Source organism: Faecalicatena contorta, assembly GCF_021531895.1.
Lineage (GTDB): Bacteria > Bacillota > Clostridia > Lachnospirales > Lachnospiraceae > JAFBIX01.
Genome location: NZ_JAFBIX010000057.1, coordinates 1 through 3,440, shown reverse-complemented (window position 1 = coordinate 3,440; position 3,440 = coordinate 1). Strand labels below are relative to the sequence as shown.

Annotated in this window: 4 protein-coding genes; 2 read left to right on the top strand and 2 right to left on the bottom strand. The window is 33.4% G+C overall.

What is annotated here, in order from left to right:
* Both JQM81_RS13295 and JQM81_RS13290 read right to left on the bottom strand, forming a co-directional pair.
* A partial coding sequence (locus tag JQM81_RS13295) for a hypothetical protein (RefSeq protein ID WP_235234282.1) occupies positions 1–256 on the bottom strand: 256 nt, incomplete at its 3' end.
* A gap of 4 nt (positions 257–260) precedes the next feature.
* Positions 261–1,649 (bottom strand): DUF2142 domain-containing protein, encoded by a 1,389-nt coding sequence (locus tag JQM81_RS13290; RefSeq protein ID WP_235234281.1) that lies wholly within the window; start codon positions 1,647–1,649, stop codon positions 261–263.
* Between the two features lie 400 nt (positions 1,650–2,049).
* Between JQM81_RS13290 and JQM81_RS13285 the strand changes: the two genes are divergently transcribed.
* Positions 2,050–2,337 (top strand): transposase, encoded by a 288-nt coding sequence (locus JQM81_RS13285; protein WP_235234280.1) that lies wholly within the window; start codon positions 2,050–2,052, stop codon positions 2,335–2,337.
* 14 nt (positions 2,338–2,351) lie between these two features.
* Entirely contained in the window at positions 2,352–3,257 is a 906-nt protein-coding gene (locus JQM81_RS13280) for an IS3 family transposase (protein WP_235234279.1), read from the top strand.
* The last annotated feature ends 183 nt before the right edge of the window (positions 3,258–3,440 follow it).

Sequence of the window (3,440 nt, the reverse complement as noted above, 5' to 3'; positions counted from 1 at the left end):
TTAATTGCTTACTTATTTTAAATGAAATTTCATTATTTTCTATATTACTAACACAACTATATTTTTCAGACAAGACAGAATTATTATTATTTTGGTAATATAGTTGCATTTCTCCTATATCAGTGTTTATTTCTCCCAATTCAAATGTAATAGTTATACATTGACCCAAATACACACTTATTAATATTGCTAACATAAAACAAACAATTATACTCTTTTTTGTTAATTTTCTCTTTATCTCACCAAACACTTCCATACTCCTACATCACCCAATATCTAAGTAAAACAATAGTCGTTACATATATGATAGTTACTAATATAACACTATATAAAAAAACAGATGCTCTTTTTTCTTTTATTTGATAAACTTGTGGTAATGGAATAAAAAACAAAACTAAAAATGGCAAAAAATATCTTCCTTGCAGTCCACCTATATATGGTATCTGATATAAGGCTTCTCTGATTTCATATGTAACATCCAGATTTTCCGCTCCATACAATGTCATCATTATAGTATGGTTGACCATTGACATTAAAACAAACAATGCCATCACACCCGCAGTTCCCCAAATCACCACTCTATCTTTACCAGAAAATTTAATTTTAACATTCTCATCATCTATAATTATGGCCTCAATAATTAACACAAAATAAACAGCCAATGCAAACACAAAGGACACAGGAGTATCTAACCAGCCAAAATTTCCTATTGATGATATAACCAATGATTCATGCCAAGTATATATAGTTTGCTGAATGAGATATACTCCTCTCTGCCACTCAACAACCATGCCATAAATAATTTGAATCCATTTGTTCTGTCTAAATAAATAAATAAATAAAACGCCAAAAATTCCACCAAGTACACAAGCCACTAATCGCCATTTTTTTATAAAATCGCCGTCTATTTCAACCTTTCCAAGTTTCACACAGAATTTATCTAATGGTAAAATAAGAACCAAACATATTATAAAAACATAAGGTACTTTTATATATGTAATTACTACCCAACAAACCAATAAAAACAAAACATCTTTTAACACTATTCTATCTTTTACATATTTCAAATAAAAAATATATGAAATAAATAAATAGCTTAACGGCAAAACAACTGCATCATAACTGATACTTCCTGCTTGTTGCATTGCCATCGGTAATATCATAACTAGTGCAAACAATTCTCTTTTTATTGGCATAAGTTTTAATGAATAGTAGCATATACTAACATAAAAAATTAGAGAAAATAATTCTCCAAACTGCAATACCCAATATGCTGGAAGCTCAATTAAAATTGCAATTATCATTCCAAGTGTAGCTGGTAAATGCTTTATTATGTCAAGATTAATCCCTTTAGGCAACACTTCGCTTTTTGAATAATCTGGTTTCTCGAACATAGCAGCAATTTGTTCATTTATATTCATTTTTTGCGATGGATTAAATTCCATTCTTCCACTCTCAATAGCTATATTCTCTGTCAATAGCTTCGAAAAATTACTGTTATTTAAAGATTCACCTATAATTGATAGATGTGTACTTTCATCTGGGGTTTGCCATGTCGGAATCAAAAACATCAAAAGCACTCCCCATATGAACATAAGAATAATATATACTTTCTCTCTATTATTTTGTTTCACTAATTTATTACACATTATATCCTCCAAAAGCTTCACTAAAAAACAATATTTATTTCAGTATATCATTCTTCTTATTTTCATGTCAATTGTACACAAATTTTATCCACTGATATTTTGTATAGGTGTCAATGATTGGTAACACTTCACCCCTCATATAATGTCAAGGGAAAGGTGGAGATTCCTAAAAGGAATACTACCTGACCTTGACATTATCCTTCATGATATACTGGTTCACGGCGGCAGCACTCTATGCTGTCGCCCTTGGCTATTCTAAAACATAACATTTTGATACATTCTTACAACGGTATTCGGACTTCTCATTCCTAAACTGATGGTAGTATATAAATAGTACAAAATAAACATGACCATTTTCGATAAATATTATATGATAGTCATATGGTAAGGAGGAATGGTTATGGCTAAGCAATACTCACAACAATTTAAGGAGGATGCCGTTAGATACAGAAAAGATCATCCGGAATTATCTCTCCGTAATGCAGCTACAAATCTTGGGATCAGTGAATCTGCTTTGAAATGTTGGATGAAAGCAGCTCAGGATCATGAAGGAGTTGTTCCTACCAGAGGTTCAGGAAACTATTCCAGCGATGAGGCAAAAGAAATTGCCAGATTACAACGGGAGTTGCGGGATACTAAGGATGCACTTGAAGTGTTAAAAAAAGCAATCGGTATCCTGGGAAAATGACAAAAGCTCTCTACATGGCTACTTCTGAGTATGTAGAGGAAATCAAGGCCCTGCCTGAGAAACGCCAGGTTTCTGTCAGCGGGATACTGAAAAAATTAGGCGTTTCTCGGTCTGGGTATCGGGCATGGAAGCATCGTACCCCTTCCAATACTGAAGCACGTCGGGAAGTCCTGAAAGAGAAGATTCAGGATATCTATGATGCTTCTCACCAGAATTATGGCGCTCCTAAAATTACAGCAGAATTAAGGAAATCCGGAACAGAGATTGCTCAAAAAACAGTTGGCAATTACATGCGCCAAATGGGAATAAAAGCACAATGGGTAAAAAAATATATTCGGACAACAATCAATCCTGATTTTAGCAACAAATTAAAAAACATCTTAAACGAGCAGTTTAATCCTGAACAGCCAGATGCCGTATGGTGTTCCGACATTACCTATATTTGGACCTTTGAAGGATTTGTATATCTTACCAGTATTATGGACTTATATTCCCGAAAAATCATTGCATGGGTACTTAGTGATACTCTGGAAGCATCTCATGTAGTAAGATGTATTGAAGATGCAAAAGCAAAACGAAAGATTGATCATCCCTTGATTTTCCATTGCGATCGAGGATGCCAGTATGTTTCTGAAGCCTTTCAGAATGCAACGTCTGGAATGATTAACAGTTATTCCAAGAAAGCCTATCCCTGGGACAATGCATGTATTGAATCATTTCATGCACTGTTAAAACGGGAGTGGATTAATCGTTTCAAAATATTTAACTATACACATGCGTATAAGCTTATATTTGAGTACATAGAAACTTTTTATAACACAGTTCGAATTCATAGCCATTGTGGATATCTGTCTCCCAATCAATATGAAGAAGAATATCTTAAGAACATGGAGCAGAACGCAATGAAAATGGCAAGTTGAATTCTACACAACAAATGGAAAAAATGGTTATATTTAATTTGTACTTTTTCTTGACAGACGGTGTGAAATTTTTTCTGTAAATTGAGATCTTCTATGATAATTAAGCGGCTTAATGGCAGTTTTCTGCGGTTAAGCCGTTGTCTATTTAATAGCAAAAATGAACGAACATGTCAAGAGCACCCA